Source organism: Mesobacillus subterraneus (genome assembly GCF_000934845.1).
GTDB classification, from domain to species: domain Bacteria; phylum Bacillota; class Bacilli; order Bacillales; family Cytobacillaceae; genus Mesobacillus; species Mesobacillus stamsii.
The window spans coordinates 1-16,932 of sequence record NZ_JXIQ01000035.1; the positions used below are offsets into that span (position 1 = coordinate 1).

Genomic DNA, 16,932 nt, shown 5'->3' on the forward strand with positions numbered 1-16,932 from the left:
TACAGCCGTCAAAAGGCAGTGGAGGCAACCTCTTTGTCCAAACTTGTATCCTTCTTGTTAACTATAAAACCAATTACGACTTTAAAAATAAAATATAAATTCTGATATTATAAAAAAGAACTGCTGACACTCAGCAGTTCTTTATCGGTCCTATGAAAGTTCCTCTAGCTTGTGATACAGCTGGCTACATTTGCTTTGCAGTTCTTCTTTTTGCGTGTGTAGCTCTTGTAAGACGGCTAAATCTGTAATCACAGTCATCTGATTTTCGATTGAGGCAAGGGCTGCTTCCTGTGCTTCGATAAGCTCGAGCAGTTCCTCTTCGTTGAGAGTAGCAGATGTTTTCTCAACAGACTTTTCCCTGATTACAGAATCTTTCATTTCTGAGTCTACAGCCGCCCTCTGCTTCCGCTTTTCTGCCATCTTGGTTCTCGCTCGGTCGTAGTTGCCGGTTATTTCATTTAAGTCTCCGCTTTCCAGCCAATATACCTTATCAAAAAGTTTATTCAGGAAATAGCGGTCATGGGAAACGGCCAAAAGAGTTCCTTCAAAACCTTCGAGCGCTTCCTCAAGCACCTCCCTGGAGTCAATATCCAGATGGTTGGTTGGTTCATCGAGTATTAGGAAATTGAGATCCTGATGCATCAGTTGGGCAAGCCGTAGCCTCATCCGTTCTCCACCGCTAAGCTGGGACACTTTTTTAAAAACAGCTGGTCCATAGAACAGGAATCCTGCCAGCACATTTCTCGCTTCCCCCTCATTCATGATGACTTCACTCCTGAACGCATCCAGTACGGATCCACCCTTGTTCGGCAGCTCCATATGCTGTGACAGGTAACCGATCTTGACATTGCTACCGAGGCGGATTTCTCCCTGATCAGGTGAAATTTCATTCTTAATTAATTTCAGTAGCGTTGTTTTTCCTGATCCATTCTCGCCGATAATCGCCGCCCGGTCCTGATATTTCAACTGCAGATGGATACCGTTAAAAAGCTCTCTGCTCCCAAAAGACTTTTTCACTTCCTTGAAAAACAGCACATCTTTTCCGCTGCGGACTCCGGAGTCCAGTTCAAAATTCATTTTCTTTCTGTTCAAGACCGGCCGCTCTACCTTTTCGATCCTGGCAAGTGCCCTCTCCATATTTGTTGCTCGCTTATGAAGCGCAGAGCTTGGAGGATTCGAACGGTTTGCCCAGTCCCTCAATCTTTTAATCGCTTCCTTCATTTTTTTGATTTTTCGCTGTTGCTCTTCGTATGCCTGGAACTCCCTCAGTAATTTTGCTTCCTTTTCCTGCACAAAACCCGAGTAATCTGTGTAATAAAGTTCTATTTTTCCATCCTCCATATCGAGGATTTTCGTTGCCGTTTCATCCAGAAAATAACGGTCATGAGAAATGATGACGACAGTTCCAGCATAGTTATTCAGAAATTCTGCCAGCCATTCGGAAGCGAAAATATCAAGGTGGTTGGTCGGTTCATCGAGAAGCAACAGTTCTGGATTCCGCAGCAGGCTCAGTCCCAGTCCAACTTTCGTTTTCTCACCGCCGCTCAAGCTGTTGAAATTAGCATTTAGCAAGCTTCCAATTCTCAAGCCGGTGGCTACCCTATCAATATTTGATTCCATTTCATAACCGCCACCAAGTGCAAATCTCTCCTGAAGAACGCCGTATTTTGCCAACAGCATTTCAAGCTGTTCCGAATCCTCGCCAGCATCCGTCATCTCCACTTCCATCTGCTTCATCTCATCCTGAACATCCAGCAAGTCATCGAAGGCTGTCATCAACACCTCTCTCGTCGTCATCCTTGCTTCATATTCTGGTATCTGGGCCAGATAGCCAATCTTCAAGCCTTTCTTCCAGTGAATCTCTCCGTTGTCAGGCTGTTCCATGCCGGCAACTAGACGCAGCAATGTCGTTTTGCCGCAGCCATTTGGTCCAACAAGGCCAACTCGATCCTTATCCTTTATTTCAAACGACATATCTTCAAAAATCTGATTGGCGCCGTACGTTTTGCTTATCTGGTTAACACTGCATGTGATCATTAAGATTTCCTCCTAAAAATCGATCCTCCTCTTTTCCTGAATCAGGTTTATCGGAAACAAAAAAAGCCAGGGGCAGACGGACTCTGCTCCTGGCTTTTGGATTGCATGAATGCAAAAGAGGGCCTGTGTGCCCTCCCCATGACCTAAGTGGGAAAAGAGGTGATCGTACCGTTTAGTTTTGAAATTGAGCTGGTAAAAAAGGGCATACGTATCCCGTCGACAGCTGCAACAGCAAATTTTGCACGACAAAAATAAAGGAATTTACTCCAAAATCCGCGTACAAAAACAGTCTTGATCATCTCTTCTCACCTCCGTTCAATATTAGTTAGGTTTATTCTACATTCTCATCATTATTTTAGCAAGTTTTTCCTAGCATTTTATCAATTTTTCCCAGTCTAATAATTCTGTGGATAAAGTGTTTATATGGACTTGGACACCGGGTAAGGATAACTAACGAAGGAGTGGGTGGCAATGCTTAGACAGGTGGAACTTTCAGATTACCAGCTCTGGATGTGCAAAAAAATTAAGGAAAAGTTAGCTGAAAGGCATAACTATATAAATAGTGCTTCCCATTATCCAAATGAATTTGAAGAACGGGAAGTCATATCCATTGCGTTAAGCGAAATGCTTATGAAGTTAGATATAATCGAAGAAAAAGTTAATTAGATTCATCAGGGGGCCACTGGCCTCTTTTTGTTTTTCAATGGATGCCACTTGTATTTAAGAAAGCATCAAAACTTCATTATTTTACAAGTGAATGCCGGAACGCATAGATAACTGCCTGGGTACGGTCCTGAACTTGCAGTTTGCTTAAAATATTGCTTACATGTGTCTTGACGGTCTTCAAGGCGATGAATAGTTCATCGGCGATTTCCTGGTTTGTCTTGCCCTCGGCGATCAGCTTCAAAACTTCCATCTCGCGCTCGGTCAGCTCTTCATGCAATTCGACGTTGTTTTTCTGGCGCATCTTCCTCATCATTTTCCCGGTCACTTCTGGCTCAAGCATTGGCTGTCCAGAATAGGTAACCCTCACTGCTTTTGCGATCTCACTTGCCTTTGAAGTCTTCAGCATATAGCTTGTTGCACCAGCCTCAAGTGCGGGATAGACTTTTTCATCATCAAGAAAGCTGGTAACGATGATGATTTTCGCCTCTGGCCACTGTTCCATAATTTGCTTTGTTGCTTCAATTCCATCCATTTCCTTCATGACCAGATCCATGAGAATGATATCTGGCCGCAAATTAAGTGCCATTTCCACACCTGCCCGGCCGTTATCAGCTTCCCCGATCACCTCGATATCCGGCTGTGCCGATAAATAAGATGATACTCCAATCCGCACCATTTCATGGTCGTCCACAAACACTACTTTAATCATTTTTTCTCACCTGCCAACACTACTATTGGAACCTTGACCTCAAGCCTGGTTCCTTTATTTTCAACACTTACGATTTTCAATGTCCCGCCAATTTCGCCGGCACGCTCTTGCATGTTCTGAAGCCCGTATGAACCGGCTTTTGCTTCGTTTACATTAAAGCCCATTCCGTCGTCAACCACTCGCAAAATGACATTATCGTCACGATGGATCAGCAAAACTTCCAGTTGGTCCGCCTTCGCGTGGCGCAACGTATTCGAAATTGACTCCTGCAAGATCCGAAATAAATGGTCCTCGATTCCCTTATCAAGCGGTATGGATTCGATCTTCCAAGTAATAGTCATCGTTACTTTTTCTCTTAATTCGAGCAGCAGTTCCTCCATTCCTTCCTGCAGGCTCTTCCCTTTGAGTGCGACCGGCCGGAGGTGCAGAAGCAACGCCCTCATTTCAAGCTGAGATTGATGGATCATTTCCTCTACCATCTTCAACTGCTTTGCTTCTCTCACCTCAGACGTTCCCTTCGTTTCATTGATTGCCGACATCAGCATGGAAGCCGCAAATAACTGTTGGCTCACCGAATCATGCAGTTCTCTTGCAAGTCTATTGCGCTCCTGAGAAATAATGTCTTGAATCCGCGCTTCTTGTTCCTCCGCTTTTTCGGTTGCAAGCCTTTGTGAAAGCAGTGCCTTTTCTGAAATTTGCTTGTACAACTTGCTAATGCGCTTCGAAATCGATGAAATTTCAGCGTATAATTGGTTTGAGTCATATTTAGGCTGCTGCCCTTCCTCAAGCTGAAAGAGCCAACTATCCACCGCTGCAAACTGATTGCGCCAGTATATACCCGATGCCATACCAATAGCAATGCCAAGCACTACACTGATACTGAAAGTAAAGATGACAAACGGAATGTCCATTAACTCATGGCTCCATAAATCGGAAAAACGTGCTGCCGGAAAAACTAGCCAATACGACAATGTTAACGCGAGAAACAAAATGATGCCAAGGGCCAGACCCCATAAAATTTGACGCATCGTTGTTGTCATATGTGTTTCACCTCGATATTCCCGACGATCATCGAGGTAAAGATTTTCACCTTTTGCCCTGCCTCTTCGTAACCGGGGGTCTGCACGAATAAATTTTGATTCAACATCCTGATGTCTTGATGTCCGAAAACTTCAGCAGTACCGAATATCGAAGAGTGACGGAGACTTACTTCTACATCATAGGGCACATATACTTTTACATTCCCGATGATATTGCGGATGAATATCACCGTCTCGCTCTTTGGAAGCACCGTCATGCTCAAGTCGATTACGCTGTCGCCAATTCCCGTCTGGATGTTGACATCATCCCACTCATATACATGAGAAGGCGTTTCTTGATCTCCAAACAAGCGATTTTTAAAAAGCGGCGTTTTTTCCATCAACATTTCCTGCTTAGATTCCTTTTCAGGCTCTTGCAATACTGGCGTAATCATTTCCGGTTTTTTCTTTGACTGGATATACTGGTATATCAGGTAGATCAACACCGCCAACAGGAAAAACCTGAATGTAAACATGCTGAACACACTGCTCAGGAAAAAGAACAATCCAACCCAAAATAATGCCTTACCCGATTTTTTTGGCATTAACGAGCGTCCGAAGTAGACCATCGCTCCGCTAGCTAGAAGGGAGAAAATCAGCCCTTTATTGAAAAATGTAACTTCCAGCAAAAGCAGGAACAGTCCGGTAATCACAATCCAACTGACAAGATCATTTTTCCAATTTTTTAACATGCCGTTTTCCCCCTCCCGTAAAAATTAGTTGAATTTAATGAAGAGTGAATAAAGTGGAGAATCAATAGAGGCAATACCTAAAAGGCGCAGCTGCCTGCGCCTTATTAGAATACCATGTTTTAGCCTGTTACATAGTATGAGTTTCGTTATTTTTATACTCTTTTTCAAGTTGAGCAATTCTTGCATCAATTGTAGTTCCATGATAGTTATTGTTCACCTTTTCTTCTAGCTGATCAAGATAGGTTTCCATTTCTGTGAATCTGGCATAGGCTTTATCAGAACCTGTGTTTTGATCCAGCACCTGATCCATCCGATAATTAGCTCGGGTCACATTTTCACGGCCCATTAATTCGAGACGGCGGATGTGCATATCCTTCAATTTATGCTTCATTTCTTCGTATTTACGTTCCAGTTCACTCTGCTGTTTCCCCGCATTTTCCATCGCTTCTTTCAGTCTAGCTGAGCGTTCCTCGTATTGAACCTGTTCCCTGCTGGCAAACTCCTGTAGTTCTGCTTCACCCGCTCTTATTGCGATTTCTGTTTGATGTTTTCGTCTGGCTGCCATTTCAAGTGCCTGCTGGTATTCCCGGTTGAACTGCTCCTTCAGCTGGCTTTGACGCTCAACCAGCTGTTTGACCTTATCCGTCTCCGCCTCACATTCGCGAAGGTATTGGTTCAACAGTGCAGTTGGGTTCTTTCTTTCCTTTTTGTCAAGTGCTTCATGAAGATCTGCCATTATCGTGTTTTTCATTCTTGTTAATAGATTAGCCATTTACAAACTCTCCCTTTTTTGTGTTTTATTGTTTTTTAATCATCTAGTTGTTTTTTAATTCTGCCCATTGCTTTTCAAAGTTAACAAATGGATCATTCTTGTCAGTCACCGCTTCTGCTTTTTTCCCCCAGTTCTTGTAAATTAGGTAAAGAACATAAGCTGCAGCAATTCCTAGTATCGCTGGTACATTGGCTGCTGTGGCCAAAAGGACGATAACACTGGCAATTCCCCAGCCAATTTTTCCAGCAGTCGAGTGAGTTTTTAAAAATTGCTTGATGACAAAGTAGAGCACCAGCAAGCTTATGCCGAGACCGGCAAGCGGACCAATGCTGGACATCAGCACCCTGACAGCGATGAAACCGGCAAGCAGCAAACCAAATTTTTTCATTAACAATTCCTCCTTATCTCTTATGTACTTATCTTACCTTCCTCGCGAAAAATCGATAACGTGCCTAAGCTTGATTTTCAGGTAGGGCCTAAGGCTTAGCAGCATACCGGACCTTCTACTTGCCGGATGAGAGTTAAAGTTTTGGAGTGTTTATAAAGCGGTAATAACTCGGTAGGCGAGGCTTGGAAAAGAATCGAACGTTTTTTTGACAGGTTTGGAGGGGCAGAGCGGAAAGTTGCAAATTTTTTATGGCTTTAAGAGGATGGAGGGAACAACCCTGCATCTTCACCAATATAGCTATCATTTCTCGTTCTGACTTCTGGTACAAGCCTTTGGTAAGTGTCACTTATAACTGCCCGTCACACAAAAAGCCACTCACTCGAGTGACTAGAAAAAAGACTTAGACCAGTAATACAGATAGCTCTAAGTGCAATAAACGTAACAACCGGCTGTATAATGACTTTTGGATATTTCATATTGGCTTTGATGCCAGCCATCAAAGCCAATATGATCACTGTGCTAAACAGAAAAATTGTCCGTGTCATCACCACGCCATCTATGGGCGAGGTATCCATCTTTGATAAATCATGCGCAATTCTTTTATCCGCCTTCACTTTTTAGGAGTCCGCCCGACGGAGTAAAATCCACGTATTTTTATTCAAAATGAATGTTTTTATACAATAAAACGGATGATTTTGAAGCATTGTCGCGTAATTATACGCTAAAAAATGGACAGACTCTTAGGGGGCGGCGGTGCATGAATTTAACTAAACACTAACAAGCACCCGTAAACAAAAAGATGAAAGAATTTCCGCTATATAAAATCCTAATATTCAAATAATTAAAAAATATTCTTCGTTGCAATTCACTATGTCGTTCCCTTTGTCGACGTAATCGTTATCGGTCTTGTGATCCATTCCGCCGGTAAAGTACATTAGCATTTCGCTCTTTTTGTGTTTTACTTTGCAATTACTTTTTCAGCTGTCCCACTGTTTTTCGTTTTCTTACTGCTTTTAACTATATGGTAAACACCGATTGTAAGCATTGGAATTGCATATACTGCAATCATAGCGTAAGCCAACCACGTGTATCCAATAGCAATCAAGTCAATAATTCCAACTTGTGCAAAGATAATCGATAAAACGAGCGCACCAATTGCAATGGCTCCATTTTGCTTTTTTGATAGCTGTTTGTTCGACTTCTCTTCCATTTGTGTATTCACACGGTCAATGAACGCATGAATCATGCCTGTCGCTGTTTCAATTAGTGTCCAGCCTACGACAATACCGAAGAGAACTACTACCCATGCTCCATAACCTTGCAGCATTTGGAGCCATGGCACTGAAGCACCCAGTACTTCTTCTGATGGATAAAACCCGAGTAAACTGAAGTATGTGAGAAACCAAGGAACAGTCATGAGAACGCCCGCAATGATTCCAGATATAATCGACTCTTTACGTGATGTTTGCCGTTTTATCGTAAAGAGTGCCGCAGGAAAGACTGCCAGGTTATACCCTACATACAAGATTCCGCTCCATAGTACTGGCCAAACAAGTACTTCTCCTTCAATAAAGCTCGTATCACCTGAAGAAAGAACCTCTTGGGCGTTTTCCCAGGTAGTGCTGAGGACCATTACGGAAAAAACAACATAGCCGACGAGTAAAGCTACTGTGCCGAACGTTTTGAAGCGTTCGATAACATCTGCCCCAAAAAAGTTTAAAAGAGCCACAACTATAGCAATTGCAAGTACCCCTATCCAATAGTTTAAACCTAATGTGCTGTTTAGTATTTCCCCTGTTGCCGCTGCCATAACGGAAATGATGAGGATTGCTAACAGGAGATACACGATGTCATACAGTATCCACGCTCTCCCGATTAAATGTTTCAATAAGGACCGGTAGTCATATGCCTTGAAATGTCTGGCTAGCTCAAAGGATAAGCTTGCCATAACGATAAAACCGATAAAAATACCGATACCGCCAATCCAGCCCATGGCTCCATATTTCGCACCATACTCTACAATCTCCCGGCCTGTAGCAAATCCGCCGCCCACTAGTACTGACTGCAGGATGACACCCGGGAGAACATACCTGCCAAAAGGCCCCTCGAAAAACCCTATCTTCTGTTTTTCCATCTTTCTTCGCCTCCTCCTAAATTTTTTAACTTGCCAAGTTAGTTGTTAAATACTGTTTTTTCGACCGTCAGAGCTTCTAGAACTTGCCGGTTAATATCATAACCAATGCCCGGTTTTTCCGGAACTTGAATGATACCATTTGTTACGGTTACCTCTGGGTCAATAATGTCTTGTTCCCAATAGCGCGAGGAGCTTGCCGTATCACCTGGGAGTGTAAAGTTTTTCAATGTTGTCAAGGCAACGTTATGAGCTCGTCCCACTCCAGCCTCTAGCATGCCACCACACCATACTTCAATACCATTCTTTTGGCAGAGATCATGAATGCGCACCGATTCACTCAGACCGCCTACACGTCCAATTTTAAGGTTGATTATTTTCGCGCTGCCGAGTTGAATCGCTCGTCTTGCGTCATCATAGGAATGAATGCTTTCATCAAGACATATTGGAGTTTTCAGCAGACGCTGAAGTTCTGCATGGTCAAAAATATCGTCATGCGCAAGCGGCTGTTCGATCATCATCAGGTTCAGATCATCCAACTGCTTTAAATGATCAGCATCTTCCAGGGTATACGCAGAGTTCGCGTCGACCATTAACGGAATATCCGGGAATACATTGCGTACTTCACGCATCACGTCTACATCCCAGCCTGGCTTTATTTTGACTTTAATCCGCTTGTAGCCTTCCTCGACATGCTTTCCGATCACTTCGATTAATTCCTTAACAGTCGGCTGAATACCGATGCTTATCCCCACATCGATCTCTTTTTTCGTTCCGCCCAGGGCTTCGGCAAGAGTCATGTTGTTCCGTTTCGCATAGAGATCCCATACCGCCCCTTCAAGAGCTGATTTAGCCATATGATTTTTTCGGATGGATGAAAAGCGGGGAAACACTTCATCCGGGTGTTCGATAGGCTTCTTCAGCAAAAGTGGGATAAGAAAATCCTTCATGATATGCTCATTTGTTTGAGTGGTTTCTTCACTATACCAAGGACTTGAAAAGGCAACCGTTTCTCCAAAACCGATATTCCCCTTTTCATCTATTGCTTCCACCACAAAGAAGTCTTTATCCTGGAAGGTGCCGAAACTAGTCGTAAATGCATGCTTTAACCGCATCTGAAGCTTATGTAAAATTACTTTTTCGATTGTAATACTCATCTGTACTCCTCCTCATTTATAGTAAAAGCATGCTTACTCTTTCAAAACGGTAAAGATTAATCTTCTCCTCAGGATATTGAGTAAGGTCAACCGCTGCATAACCATCTGCTATTAACTGCTGGATCCACCTCCGGGTTTTATACCGCCAATCTATTGCAAGCTGTAAATCCTCTTTCTTCATTTTCTGAAATTGTATTGGTACAGGGACAGTAGCGTCTGTTACTGGATTGAAACTATCAGCTATAATTGGAAATCCCTTATCTGTATACTCAATCACATTAGTTGGGAAATCCGTTTTTTTAGATTTGTCCCGTAGGTCTGCCACATGCTTCGAATCAATCCACCACTCGACCAGGAAACGATCTGTTGGGAGGTCTGAATTCAGTGCATCATCCATCACTCCGTAATGATTTTCAATATAGATTCTTCCTATTCCTCCAAGCTTGTGCAAGTTCAGAAAAGCATTGGCGCTTTCCAGCGGGTCAAAAGTCCACACGATGAGCTTATAACCCATTTGAAGCGCAATGTCCTTTTGTAACTTTTTCATTTTAGTTCCGAGGCCATTTTTACGGTAATCCGGATGAATCCCAAGCATATGGGAACAAAGATAAACGTTTCCTTCCTTGTACCCAGGAAAGCTGTATAAAAACCCAATGATTTCGTCACCATCGTAAGCGCCGATTAAAATTCCCCCGTTATTCACTGCTGTATAGACTTGGTGAAAAGGAATCGGATTCATTTGCCAAACGAGCTGTTCAATGTGTTGGACTTGCTTCACTTCATCCAGTTGGGTGATTTGCTTAATCGTTATCCCTTTTTTCACGCTGTTCCCTCTCCTTCGACTGTTTTAATGATGGTTTTTGCTAAGATTTCAATCCCTGTCAACATCGCCTTATGGTTAAAAGTCATGTTCGGATGGTGCAACCCGGGTGCTAAATCACAGCCAATTCCGAGCATGGTTGCTTTTAAATGCGGGCGCTTAATCGTGTAAAAATGAAAATCATCGCCACCTGTTGTGACTAATGGGGAATAACATTTTTCTTCCCCTAGTACATCAATGATGGAAGCTTTCATTTTCTCTTGTGCCTCGAGACTAACCTCTGCTGCAGCTACACTTGCATCTATTTCAAGAGAAAGATCAACGCCGTAATAATTGGCAAGATGTTGACCAATTCCGTCCACCTTCTTTTGCAGCTCTTCCATCGTATCGTTGTTCTGCGCTCGTAAGTCAAGACTAAATGTTGCGGATCCTGGAATAATGTTGCTGCTTTCACCACCTGCTTGAAATGCCGTCATTTTTGCTGAATATGATTGCATCGGATCAATATGAATACTATTTAAGAAACTAACGAAATTCGCACCAATTTCAATCGCGTTTTGTCCAAGATGCGGGCGAGCACCGTGGGCATCGTCACTTTTTATCTTCCCACTTACAAAGCGAGCTCCCCCGTGTAGAATAGAGGGGACAGCGGTTCCATCAGGGATTTCTTGGAACGGTCGCAAATGCATACCATACAAATAGCTCACATCGTCAACAACACCTTTTTCTACCATTTTTAAGGCACCAGTCCCTTTTTCTTCTGCAGGCTGGAAAATGAAGCGGATCGTCCCGTTTGGCTTCGGATAGAATTTTTTCAATACGAACAGGACACCGAGCGCCATGGTCATATGAGCATCATGACCGCACGAGTGGTTCGCTTGAAAGGTTCCGTTTACTTCCTGCCACAGTGCATCAATATCTGCTCTAAGGGCCACTACCGGCTTTCCATTCCCCATTTCTCCAATAAGGCCGGTATGATCATCAAACGTTTTCACACGTACTCCTTCCGATTCTAGCAACTGTGTAAGGTATTCTGTCGTCTGGTATTCCTGCCAGCTAATTTCAGCATGAGAATGTAAATGATGAAAGATTTCCATGATTCTAGGTTCTATACTTTTTATAAATTCCTTCATTTTAAAAAAACTCCTTATTCATGTAGTGATGCAAAAAAGTTGCTCGCTTGGAAGTTTTCATATTCTTTTCGTCTTATTTCAAATTGTTTTGGATTAGTCATAGTCACCCCTGCAACAAGAGCATTCATAAGCGAGAAAACAACCGGCGCTGTGTCTAACGTGGATGTAAACGGCAGTTTAACCGCAAGAATTAAATGGGCTTGTGCTCGGATCGGAGCAAAATCCGAATCACTTATTCCAATAATGTAGGCTCCCTTCTTTCTCGCCTCCTGAGCTAAGTAGATCGTGTCCCGTGCATAACGATGGAAAGATAAAGCGATAAACACGCTTTGTTCATCTATCTTAGACAACTCATAAATCACATCGTCTATATTGGGCTTATAGCATGTAGCTCCTCCTCGAACTACATTCAATGAAAAAGCAAGCCATTGAGCTGCCGAAAAAGAAGAACGAGATCCTGAAACTAAAATTTTTTCCGCTGTAGCCAGCTTATTAACCGCTAAATTGAAGTCCTGTTCACTTATTTGATCAGCAACTGTTTGGATATGATGAGAATCAGAGAACATTATCTTTTTGTGAAAACTAGATGTATCGCTTAATAACGCTTTTTGATCCCCGTACTCCTTTAAACTACTTTTATCATCAAACAAGCTTTTATTTATTCTCTTCTGAAATTCACTGTAACCTGAATATCCTAGTGTATGACAAAAACGAAAAATGGTAGTCTCACTCACCCCTATATGCTTTCCTGCTTGTTTTGCGGAAGAGATGGCAAAGATTTTTGGATCAGACTCTAAAAGGCGCGCCACCTTTAACTGTCCTTTTGAAAACTGATTATAATGCTTCTTCAATTCTGAAATAATTTCTTCCACTAAAAATATCACCTAATTTCTAATTGGCATGCTTGTCAATTTAGCGAAGTATTTCCTTCATTTTTTTGATTTATGAAGGAATTGCTTTTTTATTACTTTAACATTAAGTTTGAATTTTCACAATACTTTGTTTAAAAGTTCAATCAAAAAGCGGACATGGCCGATAGTTTTCCTCATACTAACATTTTCAATCTGAAGGGCGGGTCTGAGATGGACAAACGAAAATTTGCCGGATGAGAGTTGAAGTTTTGGAGTGTTTATGAGCGGCGATAACTCGAGAGGCGAGGCTTGGAAAAGAATCGAACGTTTTTTTGACAGGTTTGGGGGTCCAGAGCAGAAAGTTGTCAAGAAAACACCTTTATTTTGACAGGTTTGGAGAGCAGAGCGCAAAGTTGTCAAGAAACCTCCTTTATTTTGACAGCTAACAGGATAGAGTGCTCCTTGAGTTCATTTTTTACTTATCTCCAAAAAAAACTGCCAAAAGGCAGTTTTTTTTCATGAATTAAAAATCACGTGTTTTGTCAAAACGAGTATTTGCAGGGTTGTCCGAGGTTAGGGGTGCATCAACCGGGTTGTTGGTTCTTGCGCCGTCCATTCCAACGGTCGTTGTTCCGTCGTTCAGACCAACTCTGTTCTCCTCCCGCTCGACGACTACAAGGATTTTCCCTTCTTTTACATAGCCTTCGTATTGTTCTGCTTCCTCTTCCGGAATGCCCATTCCGATCAATGCTCCGGCCAAGCCTCCAGCTCCGGCCCCTACTGCAGCGCCAGTCAGCGTTGCTGCAATCGGACCTGCCGCGACGATTGGGCCGATGCCAGGGATTGCCAATGCTCCAATGCCTGCTAGCAATCCTGTAAGACCGCCTAATACACCGCCAGTTGCAGCTCCTGCGGCAAGGCCTTCCTCCGTCTTTGTACCGGTTGCTTCGTTGACGTGATCCACCTCATCGTCGTTTTTGCCAATAACGGAGATATCATCAGGATGGTATCCCTGCCTTTTCAGATCCTCAACGGCCTGAATTGCGTCTTGCTCGTTATCATATACTCCAACTAGATGTTTTTCATGTTCAAACATAGTAAAAGCCTCCTTTAGACGAGTAGTCCTTTTAAAGATACCCGCATACAGGAGGCGTAAACATAATGTTGAAGGATTCCTGTTGATATGTTTTTTTAAAAAAATTTTAGTTCACAGCAAGTTCCAATGCTGCAGTGAACTGGGCAACGATATCCTCACCATTTTCAATGCCAACCGAAATCCTCACCAACCGGTAGGTAATTCCCAGCTCCGCCTGCGCTTCAGGGGGAAGTGCGCGATGGGAAGTTTTCAGCGGATGGGAGACCGTTGTTTCTACGCCTGCAAGTGTCGGAACAATTTTTACCCAGCCAAGAGATTTGAAAAATTGGTCTGTGTCCACATGATTGGCGAGCTCGATTGTGACGATGGCACCAAAACCTTGGTCAGCTTCTGTAAAAGGATAATATACTTTTTCGACATTGCTATTCTCCCTTAAACTTTCTGCTAGCATCCGGGCATTTCCCGATTGGGCCTTCATCCTTAATGCCAGCGTCTTCAAGCCTCTGCAAGTCAGCCATGCTTCAAACGGACTCAGATTCGCTCCAAGGTTGATGACTCTCGCCCGCGCCGCTTCTATCAGCTCTTTTCTGCCGACAATGACTCCGGAAGTAACATCACTATGTCCGCCAATGTATTTAGTCGCACTGTGGACAACGAGATCCGCACCGAGCTCATATGGGCGTACATGGAGCGGAGTTGCAAATGTGTTGTCAACTAATACAACAAGGTTTTGGGTTTTTGCCAGAGCGATAACTTCTTCGAGTTTTTCCACCCTAAGCAGCGGATTGGTGATCGACTCTGTGTACAAAAGCTTTGTATTAGGCTTGATGGCATTTGTAACGTTGTCCAAATCAGAAAATGGCACGAATGTTGTTTCAATCCCAAATCGTTCCAGCTCTGCTTTTAACATATGAAAACTTCCGCCATATACGTCATCCGCGGCAACGATGTGGTCACCACTCCTTACCACTGCAAGGACGCCTGCCAAAATCGCCGCCAATCCGGAAGAAGCAGCGACACCATCCTCCGCATGCTCCAAAGCCGCAACCGCCTGTCCAAGCTCATCCGTATTCGGATTGCCGACCCTGGAGTACAAATAATTCCCTTCTCCTTGATAAAAACCCTCCAGTTCGTCAAGATCGTTAAAAGTAAAAGCAGACGTCTGGTAAATTGGTGTTGCTTTGCTTTTAATTCCTTGTTGCTTCGTATGTACGGAATGAATCACTTCCGTTTCAAACTTGTTCGTCATCACATTCACCCGCTTCTAAAAGATAGAACAATCTTTAAAAAGGAGAGGCTTCAACCGCAATCCTCTCCTGTCCTTTAGGAATCAGCCCTTTGATATTCTCATGGTCTGTCCTTCCACACTTTGATACAGATTCATTCATTGATAATAGCAGAAGTATACCAATATCGTCTTGATTTCGTCAATGACCGATTTTTCAGTCTTCTGAATCACTGTCCAGCAAATCCCATGGTGTGATGACTCCGATTGGTTTTCCATGTCGGTCGCCTGTTTCCGTAATGATGACTGCCTGAAGCTTCTTGCCCCTCGTATGATAGCGTTCGAATAGTTCCTCGATATGATAAAGGGAGGCTTTTTCATCTACAAAGGTCACGAAATAATTTTTTCCCTTCGTCAGCAACTCTTTGATTTGAACATTTTCAAAGGGAACGACACTGTCGGAAAAATGCTGCGCCATCCACTGGATAATTTCTGTAGAAGTTAGTAGAGCGACATATTTATCATCCTTGTCATAGATCGGAAATCTGGTAAAATCAAACTTATTGATGACTTTAAGCACATCTTTCAGATAAGCATCTTCATAATAATAGAAAACGGGACTTGTTGCGATCGATAATGCTGTCTGCGGCTTCTCAAACTCTTTGGCGATTTCCTCCATTCGTTCGACGACCTCAATATGCGGCTCGGCAATATAATAATCCGCATTCACCCGCTCATGGACAATCGCATTTCGCAGCTTCGCAAACTGATGCAGCTCACTTTTATACTTGCGGATCAAGGAATGATTTTTATAACCAGAGTATAGCAGTTCGACAAACGCATCGCTGTCCGTCCCCTTTACCATTTCCTTCAGCGCTTTATGGATACGATTGAAAGCGGCCTCGAACTTGCCGGATTGTTCTTTGTGTTTTACCTCTTGATTTGCTGAAGAAAACGAAGCAGTTTTTTCCGTATCGGTGTTTTGATTTTTAGCTTTTTCATTGTTTTGATTTGCATTTTTTTTACTTTGCTGACTCGTTCGTGTTTGTTGCTTGATTGTTCTATGTTTAGTCTGAGTTTCATTCGTCAAATTAGTCCCTCCGTTATTTCAAATCACTTCCCTAGTTTATTACCCAAAAATACTCTTTTCCTAAGCATGGATAGATATTGTAAAATTTCCAGAAGACTTTTTAGTTTGGTACAATGAGTATAATAGTATATACAATAGAAAAGGGTTTGATATAGTGGCAAAACAGAAGAAAAAAAGATTGATAAAAGAAATCACTCAGCTTGTAACGATTACGATTGGGGCCGTCATCGCTGCTTTTGGGCTTGATTTGTTCCTTGTGCCAAATGCCATCCTCGATGGTGGTGTCATCGGTCTTTCTATTATTGCAGCGGAATTGACCAACATCTCCATGAGTATTTTCCTGATCCTATTTAATCTGCCTTTTCTTTATATCGGATATAAGAGGATGGGCATGAAATTTACGCTGCGGACGCTGTACGGCGTCATTATTTTATCCGGAGCAACAGCTTATTTCCATCTTTTCGATCAGGTAACGGATGACCTATTTTTGGCGACGATCATCGGCGCCGTCATCCTTGGTACCGGTGTCGGTCTCGTCATCCGCGCTGGCGGAGCTCTTGATGGCACCGAAATTATCGCCATTCTTGTCAGTAAGCAGCGCACCGTGTCTGTCGGTCAGATCGTCATGGTGATGAACTTTTTCATCTTCCTTTTAGCTGCCCTGCTCGTGTTCAGCTGGGAAACCGCCATGTACTCGATCATCACCTATTTTATCGCTTTTAAGATGATTGACGTTGTCGTCGAGGGTATGGAGGAACTTAAATCAGTTACGATCATTTCCGATGTCCCGGAAGAAATTGCGGAAGCTCTGTTGAAGCAATTAGGGCGTGGCATGACCTATATTCATGGCCAAGGTGTTTTTTCCAGTGAACCGAAGAAAATCATTTACATCATTGTCAGCCGGATTGAATTGTCCACTCTGCGATCGGTGGTCGATGATATCGATTCAAACGCACTCGTCGCGATCGAGAATATCGCCGATGTTTCGGGCAGTAATTTTGATAAGATCAGCGAGCATTAGAATGATGACTTGGTATGATCGATAATTGTCGTAAAAATGAAGGTCCATAAAAATGAAAAGAGCGA

At 43.0% G+C, this 16,932-nt stretch carries 18 protein-coding genes; 2 read left to right on the plus strand and 16 right to left on the minus strand.

The annotated features are described in order from the left end of the window. Positions 1 to 150 precede the first annotated feature (150 nt). Together abc-f and UB32_RS20755 are read right to left on the minus strand one after the other, a co-directional pair. Positions 151 to 2,037: a ribosomal protection-like ABC-F family protein gene (abc-f, locus tag UB32_RS06085; RefSeq protein WP_044392092.1), complete on the minus strand. Its 1,887-nt coding sequence runs from the start codon at positions 2,035 to 2,037 to the stop codon at positions 151 to 153. Between the two features lie 143 nt (positions 2,038 to 2,180). Then, positions 2,181 to 2,336, minus strand: a complete 156-nt coding sequence (locus UB32_RS20755) for an RAxF-45 family protein (protein WP_307192150.1) — start codon at positions 2,334 to 2,336, stop codon at positions 2,181 to 2,183. Positions 2,337 to 2,508: 172 nt separating this feature from the next. Between UB32_RS20755 and UB32_RS06090 the strand changes: the two genes are divergently transcribed. Continuing rightward, positions 2,509 to 2,703 (plus strand): hypothetical protein, encoded by a 195-nt coding sequence (locus UB32_RS06090; RefSeq protein WP_044392094.1) that lies wholly within the window; start codon positions 2,509 to 2,511, stop codon positions 2,701 to 2,703. 76 nt (positions 2,704 to 2,779) lie between these two features. Here the strand turns inward: UB32_RS06090 and UB32_RS06095 are convergent, their stop codons facing one another. The 14 genes from UB32_RS06095 to UB32_RS06160 all read right to left on the minus strand — a co-directional run bounded on the left by UB32_RS06095 (position 2,780) and on the right by UB32_RS06160 (position 15,846). Further along, a complete protein-coding gene (locus tag UB32_RS06095; RefSeq protein ID WP_044392095.1) occupies positions 2,780 to 3,412 on the minus strand; it encodes a response regulator transcription factor in 633 nt (210 codons plus the stop codon). After that, complete coding sequence (locus tag UB32_RS06100) at positions 3,409 to 4,452, minus strand: sensor histidine kinase (RefSeq protein ID WP_044392096.1); 1,044 nt, start codon at positions 4,450 to 4,452, stop codon at positions 3,409 to 3,411. The genes UB32_RS06095 and UB32_RS06100 overlap by 4 nt, the downstream gene beginning before the upstream one ends. Continuing rightward, entirely contained in the window at positions 4,449 to 5,183 is a 735-nt protein-coding gene (gene liaF / locus UB32_RS06105; protein ID WP_044392097.1) for a cell wall-active antibiotics response protein LiaF, read from the minus strand. Before liaF ends, UB32_RS06100 begins: the two co-directional genes overlap by 4 nt. Positions 5,184 to 5,310: 127 nt before the next feature. After that, the gene (locus tag UB32_RS06110; RefSeq protein WP_044392098.1) at positions 5,311 to 5,955 is read right to left on the minus strand and encodes a PspA/IM30 family protein; all 645 of its coding nucleotides are present in this window, start codon (positions 5,953 to 5,955) and stop codon (positions 5,311 to 5,313) included. A gap of 43 nt (positions 5,956 to 5,998) precedes the next feature. Beyond that, positions 5,999 to 6,343 (minus strand): hypothetical protein, encoded by a 345-nt coding sequence (locus tag UB32_RS06115; protein WP_044392099.1) that lies wholly within the window; start codon positions 6,341 to 6,343, stop codon positions 5,999 to 6,001. A gap of 359 nt (positions 6,344 to 6,702) precedes the next feature. After that, positions 6,703 to 6,957 carry a hypothetical protein gene (locus tag UB32_RS06120; protein ID WP_044392100.1) on the minus strand — a complete coding sequence of 85 codons (255 nt, stop codon included), beginning with the start codon at positions 6,955 to 6,957 and terminating at the stop codon, positions 6,703 to 6,705. Positions 6,958 to 7,301: 344 nt separating this feature from the next. After that, positions 7,302 to 8,477 (minus strand): YkvI family membrane protein, encoded by a 1,176-nt coding sequence (locus UB32_RS06125; RefSeq protein WP_044392101.1) that lies wholly within the window; start codon positions 8,475 to 8,477, stop codon positions 7,302 to 7,304. A gap of 38 nt (positions 8,478 to 8,515) precedes the next feature. Next, a complete protein-coding gene (gene menC, locus UB32_RS06130) occupies positions 8,516 to 9,631 on the minus strand; it encodes an o-succinylbenzoate synthase (RefSeq protein ID WP_044392102.1) in 1,116 nt (371 codons plus the stop codon). A gap of 16 nt (positions 9,632 to 9,647) precedes the next feature. Next, entirely contained in the window at positions 9,648 to 10,454 is an 807-nt protein-coding gene (locus UB32_RS06135; protein ID WP_044392103.1) for a GNAT family N-acetyltransferase, read from the minus strand. Then, on the minus strand, positions 10,451 to 11,584 hold the full coding sequence (locus UB32_RS06140; RefSeq protein ID WP_044392104.1) for a M20 peptidase aminoacylase family protein: 1,134 nt from the start codon (positions 11,582 to 11,584) through the stop codon (positions 10,451 to 10,453). The genes UB32_RS06135 and UB32_RS06140 overlap by 4 nt, the downstream gene beginning before the upstream one ends. A 14-nt stretch (positions 11,585 to 11,598) precedes the next feature. Then, entirely contained in the window at positions 11,599 to 12,456 is an 858-nt protein-coding gene (locus UB32_RS06145) for a MurR/RpiR family transcriptional regulator (RefSeq protein ID WP_044392105.1), read from the minus strand. A gap of 502 nt (positions 12,457 to 12,958) precedes the next feature. After that, positions 12,959 to 13,531, minus strand: coding sequence for a general stress protein (locus tag UB32_RS06150; RefSeq protein WP_084221738.1), 573 nt, complete (start codon positions 13,529 to 13,531; stop codon positions 12,959 to 12,961). Positions 13,532 to 13,637: 106 nt separating this feature from the next. Beyond that, positions 13,638 to 14,780: a trans-sulfuration enzyme family protein gene (locus tag UB32_RS06155; protein WP_044392107.1), complete on the minus strand. Its 1,143-nt coding sequence runs from the start codon at positions 14,778 to 14,780 to the stop codon at positions 13,638 to 13,640. Between the two features lie 193 nt (positions 14,781 to 14,973). Beyond that, positions 14,974 to 15,846: a CBS domain-containing protein gene (locus UB32_RS06160; protein ID WP_241768432.1), complete on the minus strand. Its 873-nt coding sequence runs from the start codon at positions 15,844 to 15,846 to the stop codon at positions 14,974 to 14,976. Between the two features lie 154 nt (positions 15,847 to 16,000). Here UB32_RS06160 and UB32_RS06165 point away from each other — a divergent pair, with 154 nt between their 5' ends. Next, positions 16,001 to 16,867 carry a YitT family protein gene (locus UB32_RS06165; protein ID WP_044392109.1) on the plus strand — a complete coding sequence of 289 codons (867 nt, stop codon included), beginning with the start codon at positions 16,001 to 16,003 and terminating at the stop codon, positions 16,865 to 16,867. Positions 16,868 to 16,932: the final 65 nt, after the last annotated feature.